Source organism: Rhizobium sp. 01T417, assembly GCF_056398905.1.
This window is the reverse complement of sequence record NZ_JBFTQH010000019.1, coordinates 26,621-45,848: the sequence shown is the minus strand read 5'-3', so window position 1 is coordinate 45,848 and position 19,228 is coordinate 26,621. Positions and strand designations below refer to the sequence as shown.

Below are 19,228 nucleotides of genomic sequence, written 5' to 3'. Positions count from 1 at the left end.
AACAGCTTTCGCAGTGATCGGCGAGCCAGGCTCAGTCACGGCCGACTTCACGACTGAGCCAGCCATTAGATTAAGCAGCGTCGGGACGGTGAAGTGTTTTCACCTCTAGAAAATCTTCCAATCCGAACACCCCGCCTTCGCGGCCGTTGCCCGACTGCTTGTAGCCGCCGAACGGACTCCCATAGCGATGGGGCGCGCCGTTGATATGAACCATGCCGGCGCGCAGTCGTCCTGCCACACGCTCGGCGCGGGCTGGATCGCTGGTCTGCACGTATGCCGCCAGCCCGTAGCTGGTATCGTTGGCGCTTGCGATCGCCTCCTCTTCGGTTTCAAACGGCATGATAGCCAAGACCGGACCAAACACTTCCTCCCGGGCAATCCGCATGGAGTTGTTGACGTCGGCAAAAATCGTCGGCTTGACGAAATAGCCGGTTTCGAAGCCCGCCGGCTTGCCGGCACCACCGACGAGAAGGCGCGCGCCCTCCGCGATGCCGGCCTCGATCAATGCCTGCACGCGGCCATACTGGACGTCGCTGACAAGCGGCCCGATGTGGCCACCTTCCTCCGCAGGGCTTCCCACCGTGGCACTGCCGCCAACGCGCTGAGCGATCTCGACGGCCCTGTCGTAGACCGATTTCTGTACCAGTAGACGAGTTGGCGCGTCGCAGGATTGTCCCGAATTGTTGAAACATTCGAGGACGCTACCAGTGACGCGGTCTTCGAGATCGGCGTCCTCAAAGACGAGGTTGGGAGACTTGCCGCCGAGTTCCAAGGTGACACGCTTGACGGTATCCGCTGCGTCCTTGCTGACGGCGATGCCAGCACGCGTCGATCCGGTGAAGGACATCATGTCGACGTCCCTGTGCCTCGAAAGGGCGGCGCCGGCATTAACACCGTCGCCATTGACGAGGTTGAGTGTGCCGGCTGGGAAGCCCGCCTCATGTACCATCTCCGCATAGAGCATGGCGTTGAGCGGAGTGAACTCGGAGGGCTTCAGCACGCAGGTCGAGCCTGTTGCCAACGCCGGAACCACCTTCAGCGCGATCTGGTTGATCGGCCAGTTCCAGGGGGTAATGAGGCCGCAGACACCGATCGGCTCCCGCAAGAGCACGTCGCCGTTCGACAACACGTCGCGCACCTTCAATTGCTTCAGTGCATCGATGAAGCCCTGCAGGTGACCTACGCCGACATCAGCCTGCTGCTCGCGGCTCATGGTGATCGGCGCGCCGAGTTCGAGCGTGATCGTCTGTGCCATCTCCTCGTAGCGGCGCTTGTAGATCTCAAGCAGCCTTTCGAGAAGCGCAAGTCGTTCCTCCACGCTCGTGCGACTGTACGTGGCAAAAGCAGTCTTCGCGGCAGCAACCGCACGATCGATATCGGCGGGCGTGCCCATGGAAATCACCGCGACCGGCTTCTCGGTCGCCGGATTGATAACCTCCAGATCGTTGGCAGCAAGCGGCGCTACCCATTCGCCATTGATATAGAATTTGCGCTTGTCGAGCATGTCGTCACTCCCGTCATACTTTGTTCTGTTTTGCGTTCAGCCAGTCCGTGACCAGGCGGCGATACTGCTCGCCGCTGAAACTTGGAAAATGGCCGCCGTGTACCGTTCTGGCCGGAATTCCCAGGAGCCGCTCCATCGATGCGAGGTAATCATCGGCGTTCGAGTGGTAGGTGTCCTCGATCAACGGCCCGTCGTAGAGGATGTCTCCCGAAAACAGCGTTTCTGTTTCGGCTTCCCACAACGCGATTCCGCCTGGTGAGTGACCCGGCGTGTGGATAACCTCGAACCTACGGTCGCCGAGATCGATCACATCGCCATCTTCCAGAATGCGCGTGGCCGGCGCCTTTTTCACGCCATAGCACTTCGAGCAATAGGGCTCAGGCGGCAGCGTGTCGAAGATATCGTCGGTCACGTAAGGATCAGCAAGCGTGTTTTGCCGGGTAGGGTCGGCGAGCAGATCGGCCTCCGCCGAATGGACGGCCCGGCATTCAAACTCGTGATGGCAACCGATATGGTCGAAATGGGTGTGGCTCGCGACGGCAATCAGATCCCGCTCGGTGACGAGCGGCACCCATTCGCGCAGCGAAACGACGCCCATGCCGCTGTCGACCAGCATATCCCGATCCCGTCCGCGCACATGCCAGACGTTGCAGCGATAGAACTCCTGGATGAAGGGCTCGGAAATCTGCGTGACATCGTCGGCCAGCCGCTTCAGCTCATACCATTTGTGCGCAGCGATCCGTTCCATCGTCGGTGCCTATGCCTGTTTCGACGGCAGGGCGACGATATCAACAACGTTGACCGCAAGCGTGAGCACTTGACCTTCGGCGACGACGGTTGATTGCGGCATATGCGCGACGATGCTGATATCAGGAGCGCCATTGGGCGCCAGATGGCATCGATAGTGGGTTCCGAAGAAGGCGCTGTTGGACACCGTGGCCTGCCCGAGCGCCGTAACGGCGCCATCGCCTTCGCCGGCACGGCGGAAATGTTCCGGCCGGATGCAGAGCATTGTCCCCTGCCCGGCGGACGGCGAGCCAGCCGTGAAGCAGGCTTTCGGCAATGTGACCTTCCCCAGCGCTGTTTCGACGACCGCCCCGGTGCCGTCGATATCTCTGATCTTGCCGGGAACGAAGTTGACCTCGCCCATAAAGCCTGCCGCAAACAACGAGCGTGGCCGCATGTAGATTTCCGACGGTGGTCCGAAGTCTTCGATTTTACCCTGGTTCATCACCACGATCCGATCGGCAATTGCCATGGCCTCTTCCTGATCGTGGGTTACGTGGACGAACGTCGTGCCGATACGCTTCTGGATGGCTTTCAGCTCATCCTGCATCTGCCGGCGAAGCTTGAGATCAAGCGCGCCGAGCGGTTCGTCGAGCAACAGGACGTCAGGGTCGACGGCGAGGGCCCGGGCAAGTGCAACACGCTGGCGTTGCCCACCCGAAAGCTCATGTGGTTTCTTGTCCGCCGAAGCCTTGAGCCCAACGAGGTCGAGAAAGCTCTTTGCGCGCTCCTCGCGCTCGGCCCTGCCGATGCCGCGCATTCTGAGGCCAAACCCGACATTGTCCTTTAGCTTCATGTGCGGGAACAGCGCGTAGTCCTGGAACATCGTCGTCGTTGGACGTCTTGCCGGTGGAACGTGGGTCATTTCCTTGCCACCGATGGCAATTCGACCGCTACTCGGCGACAGAAAGCCTCCGAGAATGGACAGAAGCGTGGTCTTGCCACAGCCGGAGGGTCCCAGCAGAACAATGAATTCGCCTGCAGCAATGTCGAGAGAAACATCGTCGAGAGCGGTGAAACTGCCGAAAGTCTTCGTCGCGTTTTCGATTAAAACCGGAGCGGTCATGATTTTTTCGTCCTTTTGAACAGGAACAGTTCCAGCATGATCAGCAAGGTGACAGAAACGAGGAACACCAGCGATCCGATGGCATTGGTCTTAGGATTGAGGCCCGAACGAAGCAGTCTCCAGATTTCGACCGGGAGCGTGACGTCGAAGCGCGACAGCAGAAAAGCGATGATGAATTCATCCCAGCTAAATGTCATCGACAGGAAGAAGGAGGCGAGCAGCGACGGCAGCAGCATTGGCGCCGTCACCAGCACCATCACCTTGATATCGCTGGCGCCGAGATCGCGTGCGGCGCGTTCAATGTTGATGTGATGGTCCCCCATCGACGAGTAGATGATCGCAAAGCACAGCGGCAGATTAATCACCACGTGACCGATGCCGACCGTCCATAGCGATAGGCCAATTCCGAACGCGTTGAGGACGGTCAGGAGTCCGAGCGCAATGATGAGGTAGCTGACTGTCATTGGCGCGATCAGCAAGCCGCGCTGCCAGGCCGAGCCCGGCAGCTTGAAGCGGGCCAGCGCGTAGGCCGCCAGGAAGCCGAGGAGGCAGGCGACGAACGACGATATCGTCGCCACCAAGAAGGAGTGCAGCAGTGCCGACATCAGCTTGCGATCGGCAAAGACTGCTTCATACCATTGCAGGGAAAAGCCATTGAATGGCGGTACCGGCAGGCGCCCATCCTGGAACGAAAATAGCACCAGCACGATAACAGGCAAAAAGATGAAGCCGAAGATCAGAACCGCGTAGGCGCTGCAGGCGATACTGGTGATCTGGTTGCGCATCATCACGTTCTCTCAATCTTCAGCCAGCGCGCGCAAGCGACATAGGCTGCGGTGACTGCTAGCATCAGAATGATCGAGAGCGCCGCGGCCATCGGAAAGTCCGCGCGGCGACCAAGTTGCAGCATGATGATCTGAGGCAAGACAAGCTCGTTGTTGCCGCCCAGGATCTGCGGCGTGACATAGTCGCCGATGCAGAGCACGAAGGTGAGGAAGGCTCCCGTCATGATGCCCGGCATGGTCAGGGGCAAAATGACGTGCCAGAACGTCTGAAATGCATTTGCGCCGAGGTCGGCAGCAGCGCGGCGGTAATTTGGCGAGAGCTGCACAAGGTTTGCGTAGATCGTCAGCGTCAAAAGCATGACGAAGAAGTGGACGAAGCCGATAACGGTCGCCGTACGATTGCTGGCAAGCTCCAGCGGCTCGCTGATCACACCGATGTTCATGAGTGTCTGATTGATGACGCCATTGCGCGACAGCACGAGCAGCCACGAATAGGAACGGACAACGTAAGAGGTCCAGAACGGCAGGACCGCAAGAATTAACGCCGTTCGCTGGAACCTTTGCGGCACCCGCTCTGCAATGATCCAGGCCAGGGGATAGGCGAGCAGGATGGAGAGAGCCGTCACGATCGCGGTGATCTCGAGGGAATTCGTCAACCCGCGGAACAGCGCATCCTTCTCGAAGAAGGCGATGTAGTTGCCAAGGTTCCAAACGCGGACGATCGAGCCGCCCTGCTGCGCCCAGAGGCTCATTGCCGCCATGAACAGAAAAGGAGCAACGAAGAAGACGATCGTCCAGACGAGCGCCGGTGCCACGAAACCCCAGGCCTTTCGACGTTCGGCATCTTCAAGTGAATGAGCAGCCACAGGCAAGTCTCCGACCTCCCTCTCCCATCCACGGGGAGAGGGTCTTGTGATTCAGTATAGAAGGGTCGAAGCTGTCAGTTTTGCAGCATTTCGGTCCAGGCGTCCTGCATCTTTGCGTCCAGTTCCGCGCTTGGGATCGGGTAAAGCTGCGTGCGCTTGAGATAGTCGGCCTGCTCGTCCCAGCGTAAAGCGGTTTTCTGTTCGGCACTCAGCTTCTCGCCGGCCTTGGCATTTGCGGGCATCGCCCAATAGCAAGAGGACGTCGCAAGTCGCGCCTGCCCTTCCGGGCTTACAATGTACTGCACGAATTTGAGGGCGAGGTCCTTTTTCGTGGAGTCCTTCATAACGCCGATCGACTGTGCCCAGCGCACTGCGCCCTGCTCAGGGATGACCCACTCGAGGTTGGGTTTGTCTTTCACCAGACCGGCCGTCAGCCACTCGCCTCCGCCAAAAACGATATCAACCTCGCCCGTCGCAAGTGCCGTTTGCGACGAGACGACGTCGCTCACCTGCTTGGCGTTGGCCTTGAGAGCAAACAGCTTGTCCTTGATTGCCGGCAGGTCGGCGTCCGTCAGGCTCGCCGTTGCCTTGCCCAAATCGATACCGGTCAGGCCGATCATCGGCAGGTAGTAGTCATAGACCGCGATGCGGCCCTTGTACTTGTCGGACCAGAGCTTCGACATATCCTTCATGTCGGCCGGATCGACTTTTGTCTTGTCATAGGAAACCGTGTTGTAGCCGAACTTTTCGGTGACCGCATAGGTCTTGCCGTCGCGGGTGTTGTTGGGTTCCATGCGAACTTCAGGGAAGATATCTGCATTAGGAAGCGCGTCGGCCGGCATCTCAGCAAGAATGCCCTTGTCGACCGCGCGTTGCACGTCGACGCCATCGATAACAAGCACATCCCAGTCTCCCGGGCGCGACTGGTCGATGATGGAGAGACCCGCACCGGTACCCTCATATTCCTTCAAATTGACCTTTACGTTGTTCGCCTGCTCGAAGGGCTCGATCAGTGCGGGATCGGTGTGATCGCACCAGACAAGCGCATTCAATTCCTCCTGCGCCAGTACCGGCGCCGGGGTGATCGTTATTGTTGCGGCACCCAATGCGAGGATGGCAGCGGAGGCGAGGAGTCTGCGCGCAAAAGCGCCTTCAGTAATATCAATCATCATGTGGCCCTCTGTCGGTGGCGCTCATTTCGGCGCCTTCATGAAAAAGATTGAATGAGTTCATTTTTTTAGTCAATATGATTTTTGAGGACATTCATTATTTGAGAGAGTCGCATATGACGGGACTGCGCGCCAAGCAGAAAGCCGATCGCAATCGCCGCATACTGGAGGCGGCGACGAGCCTTTTCCGGGAGGTCGGATATGACAGCGCCCGCATCGAAGACATTGCCGAGCGCGCGGAAGTGTCGGTTGGCACGTTCTACAACTACTACGAAAACAAGGGCGACATTCTCGTCGCCACCGTTTCGATGGAAGTCGAGGAAGTGTTGGCTTCCGGCAAGGACATCGTTGAAAATCCGCCGACCACTACGCTCGAAGCCTTGCAAGTACTGATCGACCAGTATTTTGACCATTCGCTGGTCTATCTCAGCAAGGAGATGTGGCGTACGGCCATGGCGATCTCCATCCAGCAACCCGAGAGCCCATTCAGCCGTCGATATACCGAACTCGACGGGCGCCTGTGCGATCAGGTTTCGACGCTGGTCCAGAAATTGCAGCTACGCGGCGCTGTCATGCCTGGGATCGATGCGATTGCGGTGGGCCAGATGGTCTTCAATAACCTCAACATGATGTTCCTTGAGTTCGTCAAAGACGAAGCGATGACGCTGGATAGGCTCAAGGAACGCGTAGCACGGCAGAACCGGCCGCTTGCCGTCTTAATCAGCAGCCCCAAAATTCAATAGCAGGGAACATCAGGGATGGAACACCAGCAACAAGCTGTGCTTGCCGCAGCGGATCGCCTCGTCGAAGCCTTTGGCAGGCATGATCGTGATAGCTACTTCGCGGCATTTGCGCCCGCCGCCACCTTCATATTTCACAATCTCGACCGCCGCCTTCATACGCGTGCGGAATATGAGGCCGAATGGGCATTGTGGGAAACGCGCGACGGATTTCGTGTGCGGGCCTGCCGTTCCAGTGACCAGGATGTTCAGATTGCCGGCTCCGTCGCCATATTCACTCATTCCGTCGAGACGGATCTTGCTTTCAACGGTGAGCCGTCGACAAGCACCGAGCGCGAGACGATCGTCTTCGAGAAGCAGGCGAGCGGAGAATGGCTGGCGATCCACGAGCACCTTTCGCCGCAGCCCTGAGGCGACGATCGGAACCGCCCACAACGCTTTTTACCCAGGTCTGCGCCCCTTGGTCGTATTGCCGGGAAATTTCATAGGAAAGACAGAACGATGGTTGAGTTGAAGAAGCACCTTGAGGATCTACGCAAGAAGTTCGCCGATAGCGCCGAGTTCTTCGATCCGCGTTTCCGCCGTGTGGCCGAGAAGATCTTTAGGGGCGGCACACGCGCTGCACCTTATTCGGGCATTTCGACCTTCGCAGGCTTGCCCTACAGGGAGGTCAATTTCGCGGCCCCCGACTTCGGCGATCTGCAGGTCGCGGCAGTCGGCATTCCGATGGATCTCGGCGTCAGCAATCGGCCGGGTTCGCGATTTGGACCGAGGGCTGTGCGCGGCATCGAACGCATCGGTCCCTACAATCACGTGCTCGATTGCGCACCGGCCTATGATCTACGCGCTGCCGATATCGGTGATATCCCGTTCGGGAGCCGCTATCGGTTGGAGCAATGCCACGAGAATATTGAGGCAGCGATCCGCAAGATCGTCGAAGCCGGCGTCATTCCGCTCTCCGTCGGCGGCGACCATTCAATCACACACCCGATCCTCAAGGCAGTCGGCGCCAGAGAGCCCGTCGGCCTCATCCATATCGATGCCCACTGCGACACGGGGGGCCCGTTCGACCAGACGAAATTCCATCATGGCGGCCCGATGCGCAACGCCGTTCTGGACGGCGTCCTCGATCCGACCCGCACGATCCAGATCGGCATTAGGGGGCCTTCCGAATATCTCTGGGAGTTTTCCTACGAGTCCGGAATGACGGTCATCCACGCCGAAGAGGTCGGTGGCATGGGTATCCCCGCCATCATCCAGAAGGCCCGAAAGATCGTCGGAGATGGCCCGACCTATCTGTCCTTCGATATCGACAGTCTCGATCCTGCGTTCGCGCCGGGCACCGGGACGCCAGAAATTGGTGGCCTGACGAGCCGTGAGGCGCTGGAACTGCTGCGCGGCCTCAAAGGTCTCAATTTCGTCGGTGGCGATGTCGTGGAGGTGGCTCCGCAGTATGACAATACCACGAACACCGCACAGGCTGGTGCACAGGTATTGTTCGAGATCCTGAGCCTTTTGGTTTTCAGCCCGGCTGTCGCGAGCGTACGGTGAACGCCGTCGCCTCGGGCTGCTGCTTGACTTCCTTACTCACGGGTGACGGCGTCCATCACGCCGTCACCCGCAATGCCACTGTTATGTCGTTTTGCCTTGCGGCCATCGCATGAAGAGACTCGACGGCGCGCCTGCCAGGTGCACTAAGCCCTATTTCCTCAATGCAACATCGACGCGCCACGATCAGAAAAGCATCGAGAAACTGCTCCAGACGAGCATGGCGCGGTTACCGAAAGACGTCTTGTGGTGCTGACGGACGGCGGATCACGATGACGCTTGTAACTGGCGGAGGGCTCAATCATGACGGCCGAGTATTAGCCAAAAGCTTCATCACCAGTTAACCTGACAGCACAGTTCAGCGGCATGGGCGGATCGATGGTTTGAACACTCGCAAGTGCCCGCACGCCCTCGGAAATCTCGATGACCACGGCGGGAAGGCTCGCCCCCGATAGGGAGTGCCACATGGTTAAGGCACGCTCCCTACCGTCGCTTGTACAGTTGTGAGGGCGATGCCCTCACTGAGGGATACAAGCATCATATGACCAGTACGTGGGTTCCCACGGGTGCCCTGCCGTAGAGATGAAGAATGTCTTCATTGGTCATGCGAATGCAACCATTCGACACCGCCTGTCCGATCAGCCAGGGTTCGTTTGTGCCGTGGATCCGGAAGTACGTATCCTGTCCACCGCGGTAGAGATAAAGCGCAGCTGCACCGAGCGGATTGTTCTCCCCTCCTGGAACGCCTCCAGCGTACTCAGCCAACCGGGGCTTGCGTTCGATCATGCTGGCCGTCGGCGTCCACGATGGCCACTCGGCCTTGCGGCCAACGACCGCGTTTCCCTTCAGGGTAAGCCCTTCCTCCCCAACGGCGACGCCATAACGTATCGCGCGGCCTTCCGGCTCGACGTAGTAAAGGAATCGCTCGTAAGTGTTGACAACGATGCTCCCGGGCGCCTCACCGCCCGAATACGCAACCTCCCGTCGTTGAATAGGGGAAGTTCTTGAGGCATAGGGATTCCCGACTGAAGATATCGACGTGCTGCACGAGGTCGCCATCATCGCCAGACAGCCCAAGAGTAGGCTCCGGCGCGTAGTATGGTCTTTATCCATTGTTACCTGCTGATTGTGGTGTGCCCTGGTATTTTATTAGCAGTACCGCATGTTCATGCCAAGTCATTGCTCTCCCTATAGTTGCCAAGTCGTTCCGATCCGATCGATGGTTGGAATGCGTCCGAACGCATGAAGCTGGCGCAAATTTGTGGGCTGTGCCGCATAGACTTCATGAAGCGTCAGCATGCGAAGGGAAGCCTTCTTCACCTGGTTCAACACCACGCGCATGCATTCCCGGACACAGGTCCGCGAAGAGCATCGTGATAAGCTTAGACTCACTGCGCGGACGGAATATGCCGATGGCATGATCGAGCACGATGCCGTGGTGGGCGAGGTGCTAAAGTCGCTCGACATCGCGGACAACGCGATCGTCATCTGCACGATTGACAACGGCCCACACGAGAATTCCTAGCCTGACGCGAACTCACCGCAACGAGAAGACCCCGAACTGGGAAGGCGCTTTCCGGGTGCCGGCAATGATCCGCCAGTCTGGACATGTCAAGCCGGCGACACAGCTCAACGGCATCGTGTCCGGCCTCCACTGGTTTCCAACTGTCGCTTGCCAGTTAAAAGTGAGAATGTGGCTGTTTCGGCTTGGTTTAGCATTTAAAACTGAGAAATTGAGCGGCCGGATTCTCAAATTAACTGCAACTGCGAAGTAAAAGCGGTCGAATATAGTCTGCCCAACTGCATTGGGGACGGGTTGGTGGCATTCCCGCTGGCTGAAAGGGCGATTTTCAGACAGTGGCGTGAGAGGCGAGGTTGAGAGGTTCTCCGATCTCGCACTCGACGGCGTTGTTCGCCTACAGTTGTTCCATTGCGTTCCCACCTTTGGCAGGCGAGGCGACCCCGCCTTCCCGTGGCGGGCTTTCACGCGCCGCTAGGGTGCTGTATAGTAGGACAAGTACCTTGTTACGCTGCGCTCCACCCCTTCGGCCTTGGCTGTGCCGCTCGCGAAAATCGCAATTCTTATAATCGTGTTCGAAGGCGTAGGTGCTTCAGCCGAGAGGCGCAACCGGGACGTCCAAGCGAGAACGGCCCCAAGTGAGCGCTTTAGGGAATCCATCCCGCGCAGTTGTTTGAACCGCTCACGGTCTACTCCAGCTGAGGAAACACCCATGCGATATCGATCGGGATCCCCGTTTCAAAATGCCAGGCTGCTTACCGCTGCCTTGGCCCTCGCGGCGCTGGCCGGCGCGATGCCCGGCCACGCCGATGAAAAGCAGGCGAAGGACCTGCTGAAGGCCATGTCGGACTATATGGCGGCGCAAGAGGCAATCTCGTTCGAATATGACACGAGCCTGGAAGTCGTTACCAAGAAGCACCAAAAGCTGGCACTTGCGAGCTCCGGCACCGTGACGCTCAACAGGCCCGACAAGATACGCATTACGCGTCAGGGCGGCTTCGCCAATGTCGAAATGGTATTTGACGGAAAAACGCTGTCGGTGCTCGGCAAAGACGCCAACCTCTTTGCTCAGACCGAAGTGCCGGGAACGATTGATCACCTCATCGACGCATTGCGGGACAAATTCCACAGGCCGTTGCCGGCCGGGGACATCTTGATGTCTCAACCCTACGACGAGCTCATGCCCCATGTCGTCGATGTGAAGGATCTCGGGAGCGGCGTCATTCGGGGTGAGGAATGCGACCACCTCGCTTTTCGCACCGATGATGGGGTGGATTGGCAAATCTGGATTGCCCAGGGTCAGAGCCCGTATCCTTGCCGTTATGTCGTCACCAGCACGAAAGTGGCGGGCTTTCCACAATACACGATTGACATAAGGTCCTGGAAGGCAGGGTCGGACGCGGCGGCAGGCAACTTCAGCTTTAAAGCTCCCGATGGGGCCAAGGAGCGGAAGCTGAGCGACCTTCCCGACACCGACGAACTGCCCGAAATATTCTCCGTAAAATGATCAAACTCGAAGGAGGGACGACATGCTCAACCGGATCGCTATCATATTGCTGGCTTTGCTCGCAGGCGCTTCATGCATCGAAATTGGCGGCGGCCTCCCGGTCGAATTCAACTTCGTGTCAAACGCCGAGGCCAGAGTCGGGCGTCCGCTGACACCTGTCAGCGTCGCCGGCGTTGCTCGCAGGAGCGCGCGCCGATGCGCAGCTGGGGTCTATTATTGTTAGCTAAGGTGGCAGCCGAAGGCGAACAGCATCCATCTCCTCCTCTTCGGGGAAGCAAACTTCCTTCCTGAGGACGACGCGCTATCAGCCATGCGGAAAACCTTGCATCCAGGCATTTGCTGAAGCTTTGGTTACCTGTCCGGGCCTCCGCGCCACAGGCTGTGCCGCGGTTGACGATGGTGCTCGCTCTCGTTCTCGCCGTATTTCTCGGCGGCTGGTCTACACGGCAAATCGCGAGCCTTCTTAGGCGACAGATTGTCGTTTGTCAGGATTTGCAGCACCGCCGCCTCATCCATCGCCTGGTCATCGAACAGGGTCTTCGCCAGTGCATGGAAGATCGCCTTACGCCTCCTGAGGACCGCCGCCGCCCGGTCGAGCGCAGCCTCCATAGCGTGCAGCGAGAACCGCTCCCGGTGCATCTCGCCCCCCTGGTCGGAGAGCAAGGACCAGATCCTCCAACGATAGAAAGCACGACTGACGCCCAGACGAACAACGATGTCAAGGCGGACGTCTTCTGGTGGCCGAATTGCAAAGTTTGGTTGCGGGGGCCTGATGGCACGGAGACTTGCAATGTTTACCGGCAGAGGAAAACCTCACTTATGCGCCCGGAAGCAAGTTTCGCTCTCTTTCGTTTCACTGCGGATTGGGCAGACCGTAGCGGTCGCGTATCGTCTGCCCCTCGTATTGGCGGGGATACACGTTTCGATCCTGAAGGATCGGGATGATCTTGTCTACGAACTCAATGATGTCGTCCGGCGCCCGAGGCGGTTGCAGAGTGTAGCCATCGACCGTGCCGTCTTCCCAAAAGTCTATCATTTCGTTTGCTACCTCCTCCGGAGTGCCGAGCAAAAGCCGATGATGCCCCTCTGAACGACGTATGGCCTGCCGCGCAGTCAATTTCTCGTGGCGCAGCAGGTCGGATAGACCAAGCCCCATTCCCACCGCTTGCTGCCTGTTCGGGTCGGGGACGAAGCGTTCGTAGTCCAACACGGCATCCGGATCGAAACGGTCACGGTCCAAGCCATGCTCGCGCACAAAGCGTTCAAGCAGGCCATCTTCCGATCCGGTGCCGCTGTAAAGCTCATGCTTGCGAAGAGCCTCTTCCCGATTCGGCCCCAGGATGACAACAAGGCCCGGAACGATACGAATCCCGGATGGATCCCTGCCGAGCACAGCAGCTCTGCCGCGCACCTTGTCGCCGAAGGCTTTCCCTGCGGGTTTGGAAAGGATGTTGCAGTAGATGATCTCGCCGTGCCGCGCCGCAAGCTCGATGCCGCCGTCCGATGCGCCGGCCTGGGCAATCACGGGATGTCCCTGCGGTCCGCGCGGCACATTGAGCGGCCCGCGCACCTGAAAGAATTCGTCCTCGTGATTGATCGCGATTGCGCTGGCGCTATCCCAGAAGCGATCGGAGGCAACCTCACTCTCGCGGCGTGGGTCCCAGCTCGACCACAGCTTCTTCGCCACATCGAGAAATTCGGTCGCACGCGCATAGCGCTCGTTGCGTGGCGGAAGCGCCGCGCTGCCGAAATTGGCGGCGACGTTGGGATTGAACGACGAGACGATATTGACGATCAGGCGCCCGCCCGAAACGATATCGAGCGACTGGACGCGCCGCGCGAAGTTATAGGGCGAATTGTAGGTGGAGGAGACCGTGACGACAAAGCCGATATCAGGTACCTGAGCGGCTAGCGCCGTACACAGGATCAACGGATCGATCGTGTGGAAGGGGCGCCCGAGCGGTTCCGTCATCAACGCGGGATGGTCGGAAAAGAACACGGCGTCGAACAGCCCCTTGCGGGCGATTTCCGCCAAGCGCCGGTAATAGGCGGGATCGTTGATATCATGCCGACCACCGCTACGATATTTCCACGCATTAGCGAGATAGCCGGTGGAATTCAGCCCCACGTTTAGGTTCATGCGACGTTTTTCAATGCTCATGCGTCAGTCCGTTCTGCCTCTTCTTCTCTTGCAACGCCCACGCCCGCCTGCGGGCCCGGGATCGTACCGTTGACGGCGAAATCACCGACAATGCGATCATGGTAGATACGTGGATTGTGGGACGCGATCGTGCGGGCGTTGCGCCAGTGGCGGTCGAGACCGTGGCCGCGCTTGGCGGCGGATGCTCCCAACGCGTCGAACAGCACCGTGCTGGCGTCAAGGATCAGCGAGGTGACGACGGTCACGGACTGGCTGACCTCGAGTTCGGCATTGCGACCGGCCAGCGCGATCTGCTCCTGATCGCCGCCCTGGTTGGCCTCATAGGCCCGCTGCAGGGCCCTTGCCGCCTGCAGTACGATCGCACCGGCACAGTAGGCAGCGCCCCTCACCTTCCCCACGACCTGCTGGACCTGGGGGTCCTGTGCCGATCGGGACGCATTGCCACGATTATAGACCCTTTTTCTCGCGGCGACATGCCGCGCCAGATCGTTTGCCGCAGCGCGACCGATGCCGGCGAGCGAGGCGAGGTGGACCAGTTGGAAGAACCCGCCGGAATAGCTGAATCGCACCGCGCTTGGCTTGATCAGATCGTCGGCGACCTCGACGTCGCGGAAACGGGCAGTGCCGCTCGCTGTCAGCGACTGGCCGAAGCCATCCCAGTCGTCGATGATTTCGACGCCCGGCGCCGATGTCGGCACCAGCGCGCCGATCGGCTGCCCTTCCCCGTCGATCGCACCGAGCGTGATCCAGTCCGCGTAAAGCGAGCCGGTGGTGTAGAATTTCTCGCCGTCGAGCCGCCAGTTGGCGCCATTGCGGACCAGTCGCGTCGAATAGCTGCCGAGCGGCGTGTCGCCGACTTCGGAGAATCCGCTTCCGATCGTCTCGCCCTGCCCAAGCCTCTTCAGCCAAGCATCGCGCCAGGCGCTTTCGGGTGCATTCAGCAGATCCTCGGTAAAGCCGAAGTGGCTCCGATAGGCATTGGTGAGGTTCGGATCGGCTGCCGCGAGCTCGATGATGAGGCCGAAGAGTTCCGGCAAGGTCGCGCCTAGGCCACCGTTCGCGACTGGTAGCCGTAATCGCGAAAAGCCGGAGGTTTTGAGCCACTCATAGGCATCGAATGGCAATTTGTGCGCGAGGTCACGATCGACCGCACGCTCGCCAATCCGGGCGAAAACCGACCTGAAGGTTTCTGCGAGCCGCTCGAAGCGTTCGCTGGGCGGCGCGCCCCAGGCCCCATTGATATCAGTCATGACGTTGTTTCCTATTCAAAGCCGCACTGCCGGCGGCTGACGACGGCGGTATCCGAGGCTCGGTTCCCGTTCCGGCCGAGGCGAGCCTCGCCTCAAGCGGCTGCCCGCTTCTCCGCCTCGAAATCGTGAAGCAGGATCGCGATTTCGAAGCCGCGGCGGGCCAGCCAGTGGGCAACGATGCGGGCACGCGATCCCAGCAGATCGTCGATCAACACGACGCGGGCGCCGCGAACGGCGATTGTCCTATAGGCCACGCCGAGAAGCTGTCCGCCCTCGGACGAGATCGATCCGGGAAGGCTCGCGCGCGCGAATTCCTCCGGCGTGCGAACATCGAGCAGGTAGGTCGTACGCGCAGGATCGGCGTTCCATCGCTCGGCAGTCTGTCGATCGATGAACGTCAGGCCGTCCTTTGCAGAAAGGCTATCACCGCGCTCAAGCGCAAATTGGCGCGCCTCTTCGCTTGGCTCACCGCAAGAGGCGGTGCGCCCGGTCTCCAGTTCGAAACCGGCATCCGTCCAGCCACGCGTGCCGTCGTCGAGATAGGAGACGGCATTGGCAACGCCGGCATCGATCAGCGTCTGGGCTCCGAGAATGGCGCGTGGCAAGCCGGCGCAGGAAACGACGACCTTTGTTTTCGCCGAGGGGACGAGGTCCTGGAAGCGCAGCAACAGTTCGGCTCCTGGAACGCCGACGGCGCCCGGCACATGAGCCTTCTCGTATTCGGCGAGCGTGCGCGTATCGAGGACGATGACGTCCTGACCCTGATCGCGCAGCGCTTTCAGTTCCACAGCGGACGTCACCGGCGTCTTCTTCTCCTCACGCACCCTGGTGACAAAGGGAACACCGGGAATATCGAATGTCGGAAGCTCTTCGCCGCCTTCCACCCAGGCGGGAATGCCCCCTTCCAAGAAGTGGATATCCGTCCAGCCCGCTTGCCGCAAACGGCTGACCGCCGCTTCGGCATTGCCGTCGCCGCCATCGGCCAGAACCGTGCGAACACTACGGCGCGGCACGAAGCGGTCGAGTTCGACGTCCAGGCGCTCGGCCGGCAGGTTCGTCGCAAACAGCGGCGACGCATAGCCGACGTCTTCGGCCGGGCGGATATCAAGCACCGCCAATTCCAGCTCATCGCCCAGCCAATCGATCAATGTGGCCTTGTCTATCAGATATTTAGACATGTTTCCTGCTCCTCGATATCAAGCGTTCGGATCCAGCCACAGATCGCCGAAGCTCCAGTTGAGGCCCTGCGATCCGGTGACGTAGTTCTTGACCCGCTTGTTGGCGACGATCTGGGCGCCGGCGGCGACGAGGTCGACAGAGGCGACTTCGTCGTGGATGAGGTGCTGGAACTTGCTCCAGACCTCCCAGCGCTTCTTCTCGTCGGGCTCGATCGCGGCCGCCTCGAGCAGCGCATCCGCCTCTGCATTCGCGTAGTGGCTGGCATTCGAGAACGGCAGCCCGATCTTGAAGTTCTTGCTCCAGTAGGCGCGCTGGATGCCGAGCGACGGATCGAAAGTGTTGGAAAGCGACTCCACGACGAGGTCGAAGGCGCGGTCGGTGTAGACTGTCTTCAGGAAGGTCGGCAGGTCGTATTTCTTGATCTCGATGCCGACACCGATCTTTTCCAGCTGGCTTTTCAGCACATCGGCATAGCCTTGCGGCAGGTACGAGTTGTAGGTCAGCCGGAGATCGAAGCGCTTGCCATCCGCCTTGCGGGGATAGCCCGCCTCATCCAGCAGCTTTTCGGCTGCGGCCGTATCGTAGGGATGGGCCACGACGCTCTTGTCGTACCACTGCGGCAAGGCCGTGCTCACTGGGCTGGGCGACACCTGCGCATAACCATAGAGCGCGACGTCGACGATTTCCTGCAGGTTGATGGCCTGTGCGATGGCAAGCCGGACCTCGCGCTTGGCAAACAGCGGATTGTCGTAGTTGAAGAACAGCTGCTGCTGCGGGCCGGAATAGACGTAGGTGGTCGTGTCGACGATGAGATTGGGGACCTGCTTCAGCCGGTCGAGATCGGCAAGCGGCACCGGATTGTCGCCGATGTCGGCTTCACCTGTCTCCAGGGCCGCGGACCGGGCGGCCGGATCGGTGACGATGCGCAGGATGATGCGGTCGAGATAGGGCTTGCCCGCATCCCAATAGTCGGGATTGCGTTCGAAGATCAGATGGCTGCCGGCCACCCATTCCGTCAGCTTGAAGGGGCCTGTGCCGATCGCGGTCTGCAGCGTCTGCCCGTCGCCCGGCGCCAGTTTCTCGAAGATATGCTTCGGCACGAATCGGGGATTCCGAGCTCGACTGCGCAGCAAGCAAGAACGGGGCAGGCTTTGACAACACGATAATCGCGGTGAGCGGATCCGGCGTCTCGACCGCCACCACGTTCTGATAGGTGATGCGACCGCGCGGATGCGCTTCCTTCAGTCGGAAGATCGAGAAGGCGACGTCATCGGAGGTGAAGTCCTTGCCGTCGTGCCACTTCACGCCCTTGCGAAGCTTGAATGTGTAGCGAAGATTGTCATCGGAGACCGCCCATTCCGTTGCCAGGAGCGGCTGCGGCCTGACATCGAGGTCGAAGGTGAGCAGGCCCTCAACGATCTTCGGGCCGATCGCCTGGCCGGTGCCCGACGACGTGTTGATGGCAAAGAGAGCATTGCCGGGATCCACCCGGTAGAGCCAGTTCAAGGTGCCGCCCGTCGCCGGTGCAGCGCCTTGTCCAAAGGAGATCGACGGGAGCAGGGTGCTGGCGCTTGCAAGCAACATCAGCTGGTTGAAACTGCGACGGTTGATGGACACGCGAAGAGCTCCTCTCGGGTTTGGATTGTGGTCCGCTGAGGGGAAGCTTCAGTTCTGTGCCTCGAAAGCCGAAGTGAAAGTTTCTTCTCGTCCGGGAAAGAATAATTGCGTCTGAACGATTGTTCGAAGTCGGCGCACCACAGAGGAACAGCTACTCAATTTCCGCGATTTGACGGGATGATGTTTTCGTCGATGAGCACCCCGACGAAACGCAGGAATTGAGCGCGCCGGCGAAAGAATTTCTTTCCGTGAAATCAAACAGATATTTCTGGACTTGAACCGCCGGCCAGCCAACCGTTGACGGGAAATAGAGGGGTGAACGCCCCTTTCACCGTCATTCCCGGAGGCAAAATGCCGTTCGAAACAAATGCTGACGACACGCTGCTGGCAAAAGCGGCCGAGCTGCGCCAGTCGTTCCACCGTGATGCCGTCGAGAGAGACAAACAGGGCGGCAGCCCCGTCGAGCAGATCAGGCTTCTGAAGGCTAGCGGCCTGCCCTCCGCGCAGATCGCCAGGGAATATGGCGGCCAGGGCGCCTCATGGCTGACGATCCTGCGTATCGTCCGGGAGTTTGCCAAGACCGACGGTTCGCTCGCGCACCTGTTCGGCTACCATCATCTGCCGCTCAACCTCATCCTGTTTCGCGGCTCGGCGGCGCAGAAAGAGAAATGGCTGACCGGCTCGGCGGCCGGCGGCTGGATCTGGAGCAATTCCGGGAACGCCTTGTCGAAGACGTCGAGCGGCGAACGGACGGCAACGGGCTGGATCATCAACGGCAGTCGCCCATTCTCCTCGGGCACGCATATCGCCGATTACATCCAGATCTCCTGGGAAAATGCCGACGGCGCCCGGCTGACCGCGGCCGTTCCCGCCGACCGGGAAGGCATTGTCATCGTGAATGACTGGGACGGCATCGGCCAGAGGCAGACCGGCAGCGGCACGGTCCGCTTCGTGAATCTTGAGGTTCACGACGACGAACTGATCAGCTCGCCCGACGTTCCGCTGACGCCCTACTCCTCCCTCACATCGCTCCTCCAGCAGAGCGTGCTCCTCAATGTCTTCGTCGGCAGCGCGCAGGGTATACTGGAGGAAGGCCGCGGCTATACGGCAACGAGTTCGCGGCCATGGGTCTATTCCGGCGTCGAGCGGCACACCGACGACCCCTGGGTCAAGCGCCAATATGGCGACCTCTACATTCGAACGCTGGCGGCAACGGAGCTGGCCGACAAGGCGGCGCGCAGCCTCGATGCTGCCTACGCCGAAGGGCCTTCGCTGACCGCCGCGGGCCGTGGCGCGGCGGCGATCGATGTCGCGACGGCCAACGTCTATGCCGGTGAAGTCGGACTTGCCGTCTCCAGCGAGATCTTCGAGGTGATGGGCGCCCGCTCCGCGACCAATGCCAACGGCTTCGACCGCTTCTGGCGCAACGTCAGAACGCACACGCTCCACAATCCCGCCGAGTACAAGAAGCGCACCGTCGGCACATGGCTGCTGACTGGTGAATTTCCCGTGCCGGCCATCTATCGCTGAA

Annotated in this window: 18 protein-coding genes and 1 pseudogene; 7 read left to right on the top strand and 12 right to left on the bottom strand. The window is 59.9% G+C overall.

Annotated elements, in window-relative coordinates; translation table 11 throughout:
* Positions 1-70 precede the first annotated feature (70 nt).
* The 6 genes from AC1DPR_RS19080 to AC1DPR_RS19055 form a co-directional block, all read right to left on the bottom strand.
* Positions 71-1,504, bottom strand: coding sequence for an aldehyde dehydrogenase family protein (locus tag AC1DPR_RS19080; protein WP_113470326.1), 1,434 nt, complete (start codon positions 1,502-1,504; stop codon positions 71-73).
* A gap of 13 nt (positions 1,505-1,517) precedes the next feature.
* Positions 1,518-2,252: an MBL fold metallo-hydrolase gene (locus tag AC1DPR_RS19075; RefSeq protein ID WP_477816890.1), complete on the bottom strand. Its 735-nt coding sequence runs from the start codon at positions 2,250-2,252 to the stop codon at positions 1,518-1,520.
* Positions 2,253-2,261: 9 nt separating this feature from the next.
* Positions 2,262-3,356: an ABC transporter ATP-binding protein gene (locus AC1DPR_RS19070; RefSeq protein WP_477816889.1), complete on the bottom strand. Its 1,095-nt coding sequence runs from the start codon at positions 3,354-3,356 to the stop codon at positions 2,262-2,264.
* Entirely contained in the window at positions 3,353-4,144 is a 792-nt protein-coding gene (locus AC1DPR_RS19065; protein WP_477816888.1) for an ABC transporter permease, read from the bottom strand. The genes AC1DPR_RS19070 and AC1DPR_RS19065 overlap by 4 nt, the downstream gene beginning before the upstream one ends.
* The gene (locus AC1DPR_RS19060; RefSeq protein ID WP_018859534.1) at positions 4,144-5,007 is read right to left on the bottom strand and encodes an ABC transporter permease; all 864 of its coding nucleotides are present in this window, start codon (positions 5,005-5,007) and stop codon (positions 4,144-4,146) included. Before AC1DPR_RS19060 ends, AC1DPR_RS19065 begins: the two co-directional genes overlap by 1 nt.
* A 74-nt stretch (positions 5,008-5,081) precedes the next feature.
* The gene (locus AC1DPR_RS19055; RefSeq protein WP_340650412.1) at positions 5,082-6,179 is read right to left on the bottom strand and encodes a polyamine ABC transporter substrate-binding protein; all 1,098 of its coding nucleotides are present in this window, start codon (positions 6,177-6,179) and stop codon (positions 5,082-5,084) included.
* 113 nt (positions 6,180-6,292) lie between these two features.
* Here AC1DPR_RS19055 and AC1DPR_RS19050 point away from each other — a divergent pair, with 113 nt between their 5' ends.
* The 3 genes from AC1DPR_RS19050 to speB all read left to right on the top strand — a co-directional run bounded on the left by AC1DPR_RS19050 (position 6,293) and on the right by speB (position 8,467).
* Entirely contained in the window at positions 6,293-6,919 is a 627-nt protein-coding gene (locus tag AC1DPR_RS19050; RefSeq protein WP_026372095.1) for a TetR/AcrR family transcriptional regulator, read from the top strand.
* Between the two features lie 15 nt (positions 6,920-6,934).
* Complete coding sequence (locus AC1DPR_RS19045; RefSeq protein ID WP_018859531.1) at positions 6,935-7,327, top strand: YybH family protein; 393 nt, start codon at positions 6,935-6,937, stop codon at positions 7,325-7,327.
* Positions 7,328-7,417: 90 nt separating this feature from the next.
* Positions 7,418-8,467 (top strand): agmatinase, encoded by a 1,050-nt coding sequence (gene speB / locus AC1DPR_RS19040; protein ID WP_018859530.1) that lies wholly within the window; start codon positions 7,418-7,420, stop codon positions 8,465-8,467.
* A gap of 534 nt (positions 8,468-9,001) precedes the next feature.
* Here the strand turns inward: speB and AC1DPR_RS19035 are convergent.
* Positions 9,002-9,577: a L,D-transpeptidase gene (locus AC1DPR_RS19035; protein ID WP_018859529.1), complete on the bottom strand. Its 576-nt coding sequence runs from the start codon at positions 9,575-9,577 to the stop codon at positions 9,002-9,004.
* Between the two features lie 184 nt (positions 9,578-9,761).
* Here AC1DPR_RS19035 and AC1DPR_RS19030 point away from each other — a divergent pair, with 184 nt between their 5' ends.
* The 3 genes from AC1DPR_RS19030 to AC1DPR_RS19020 all read left to right on the top strand — a co-directional run bounded on the left by AC1DPR_RS19030 (position 9,762) and on the right by AC1DPR_RS19020 (position 11,713).
* Complete coding sequence (locus tag AC1DPR_RS19030; protein WP_113470323.1) at positions 9,762-9,989, top strand: alkaline phosphatase family protein; 228 nt, start codon at positions 9,762-9,764, stop codon at positions 9,987-9,989.
* Positions 9,990-10,695: 706 nt separating this feature from the next.
* Positions 10,696-11,490 carry a DUF2092 domain-containing protein gene (locus AC1DPR_RS19025; RefSeq protein ID WP_477816887.1) on the top strand — a complete coding sequence of 265 codons (795 nt, stop codon included), beginning with the start codon at positions 10,696-10,698 and terminating at the stop codon, positions 11,488-11,490.
* 22 nt (positions 11,491-11,512) lie between these two features.
* A complete protein-coding gene (locus AC1DPR_RS19020) occupies positions 11,513-11,713 on the top strand; it encodes a hypothetical protein (protein ID WP_018859526.1) in 201 nt (66 codons plus the stop codon).
* Between the two features lie 128 nt (positions 11,714-11,841).
* On the opposite strand, the gene AC1DPR_RS19015 is transcribed toward AC1DPR_RS19020, so the two are convergent.
* From AC1DPR_RS19015 to AC1DPR_RS18995, 5 genes and pseudogenes are all read right to left on the bottom strand, one after another.
* Positions 11,842-12,153 carry a hypothetical protein gene (locus AC1DPR_RS19015; RefSeq protein ID WP_018859525.1) on the bottom strand — a complete coding sequence of 104 codons (312 nt, stop codon included), beginning with the start codon at positions 12,151-12,153 and terminating at the stop codon, positions 11,842-11,844.
* Between the two features lie 190 nt (positions 12,154-12,343).
* Positions 12,344-13,651, bottom strand: a complete 1,308-nt coding sequence (locus AC1DPR_RS19010) for an NtaA/DmoA family FMN-dependent monooxygenase (protein ID WP_026372094.1) — start codon at positions 13,649-13,651, stop codon at positions 12,344-12,346.
* A complete protein-coding gene (locus AC1DPR_RS19005) occupies positions 13,648-14,901 on the bottom strand; it encodes an acyl-CoA dehydrogenase family protein (RefSeq protein WP_477816886.1) in 1,254 nt (417 codons plus the stop codon). Before AC1DPR_RS19005 ends, AC1DPR_RS19010 begins: the two co-directional genes overlap by 4 nt.
* 92 nt (positions 14,902-14,993) lie before the next feature.
* Complete coding sequence (locus AC1DPR_RS19000; protein WP_477816885.1) at positions 14,994-16,079, bottom strand: rhodanese-like domain-containing protein; 1,086 nt, start codon at positions 16,077-16,079, stop codon at positions 14,994-14,996.
* 18 nt (positions 16,080-16,097) lie between these two features.
* Positions 16,098-17,697: pseudogene (locus AC1DPR_RS18995) on the bottom strand (ABC transporter substrate-binding protein).
* A gap of 351 nt (positions 17,698-18,048) precedes the next feature.
* Here AC1DPR_RS18995 and AC1DPR_RS18990 point away from each other — a divergent pair.
* Positions 18,049-19,227 (top strand): acyl-CoA dehydrogenase family protein, encoded by a 1,179-nt coding sequence (locus tag AC1DPR_RS18990; RefSeq protein ID WP_018859520.1) that lies wholly within the window; start codon positions 18,049-18,051, stop codon positions 19,225-19,227.
* The last annotated feature ends 1 nt before the right edge of the window (position 19,228 follow it).

Coding starts and splice junctions, on each gene's coding strand:
- AC1DPR_RS19025 (WP_477816887.1), top strand. CDS start 10,696: ATGCGATATCGATCGGGATCCCCGTTTCAAAATGCCAGGCTGCTTACC.
- AC1DPR_RS19000 (WP_477816885.1), bottom strand. CDS start 16,079: ATGTCTAAATATCTGATAGACAAGGCCACATTGATCGATTGGCTGGGC.
- AC1DPR_RS19065 (WP_477816888.1), bottom strand. CDS start 4,144: ATGATGCGCAACCAGATCACCAGTATCGCCTGCAGCGCCTACGCGGTT.
- AC1DPR_RS19070 (WP_477816889.1), bottom strand. CDS start 3,356: ATGACCGCTCCGGTTTTAATCGAAAACGCGACGAAGACTTTCGGCAGT.
- AC1DPR_RS19050 (WP_026372095.1), top strand. CDS start 6,293: ATGACGGGACTGCGCGCCAAGCAGAAAGCCGATCGCAATCGCCGCATA.
- AC1DPR_RS19005 (WP_477816886.1), bottom strand. CDS start 14,901: ATGACTGATATCAATGGGGCCTGGGGCGCGCCGCCCAGCGAACGCTTC.
- AC1DPR_RS19035 (WP_018859529.1), bottom strand. CDS start 9,577: ATGGATAAAGACCATACTACGCGCCGGAGCCTACTCTTGGGCTGTCTG.
- AC1DPR_RS19075 (WP_477816890.1), bottom strand. CDS start 2,252: ATGGAACGGATCGCTGCGCACAAATGGTATGAGCTGAAGCGGCTGGCC.
- speB (WP_018859530.1), top strand. CDS start 7,418: ATGGTTGAGTTGAAGAAGCACCTTGAGGATCTACGCAAGAAGTTCGCC.
- AC1DPR_RS19045 (WP_018859531.1), top strand. CDS start 6,935: ATGGAACACCAGCAACAAGCTGTGCTTGCCGCAGCGGATCGCCTCGTC.
- AC1DPR_RS18990 (WP_018859520.1), top strand. CDS start 18,049: ATGCCGTTCGAAACAAATGCTGACGACACGCTGCTGGCAAAAGCGGCC.
- AC1DPR_RS19020 (WP_018859526.1), top strand. CDS start 11,513: ATGCTCAACCGGATCGCTATCATATTGCTGGCTTTGCTCGCAGGCGCT.
- AC1DPR_RS19055 (WP_340650412.1), bottom strand. CDS start 6,179: ATGATGATTGATATTACTGAAGGCGCTTTTGCGCGCAGACTCCTCGCC.
- AC1DPR_RS19080 (WP_113470326.1), bottom strand. CDS start 1,504: ATGCTCGACAAGCGCAAATTCTATATCAATGGCGAATGGGTAGCGCCG.
- AC1DPR_RS19030 (WP_113470323.1), top strand. CDS start 9,762: ATGCGAAGGGAAGCCTTCTTCACCTGGTTCAACACCACGCGCATGCAT.
- AC1DPR_RS19010 (WP_026372094.1), bottom strand. CDS start 13,651: ATGAGCATTGAAAAACGTCGCATGAACCTAAACGTGGGGCTGAATTCC.